Origin of the sequence: Tritonibacter sp. SIMBA_163, from assembly GCF_046535935.1 — a bacterium.
Taxonomy (GTDB): Bacteria; Pseudomonadota; Alphaproteobacteria; order Rhodobacterales; family Rhodobacteraceae; genus Epibacterium; species Epibacterium scottomollicae.
The window spans coordinates 1-255 of record NZ_JAWJBP010000818.1 but is presented as its reverse complement, the minus strand read 5'-3'; the positions used below and the strand labels follow the sequence as shown (position 1 = coordinate 255).

The following is a 255-nucleotide window of genomic DNA, read 5'->3' as shown; positions in this document are numbered from 1 at the left end:
CCATACAAGTATATACTGGATCTATACCCACTGGCTCCAAAATCTTCAAATCTTTATTTTCGTTATTATCGAAAGAGTATATTATTATTCGATCATTCTCAACTCCGCCAATAGCTATTTGCATCTTTGCTAAGTCATAAGGCAATTCTTTAATAAGCGTTTCTCTTAATTCCCGTGCGATTTTTTCAAGAGAGCGCTCTGAATCTTCATAACCCATATCATCGAAGATTTTTTCACCAACACCTTTATTACCAG

1 protein-coding gene is annotated in these 255 nt (G+C 34.9%); it reads right to left on the bottom strand.

What is annotated here, in order from left to right; genetic code table 11:
- The coding region (locus R0J92_RS24600) for a hypothetical protein (RefSeq protein ID WP_411053612.1) at positions 1–255 on the bottom strand (255 nt) is incomplete at both ends.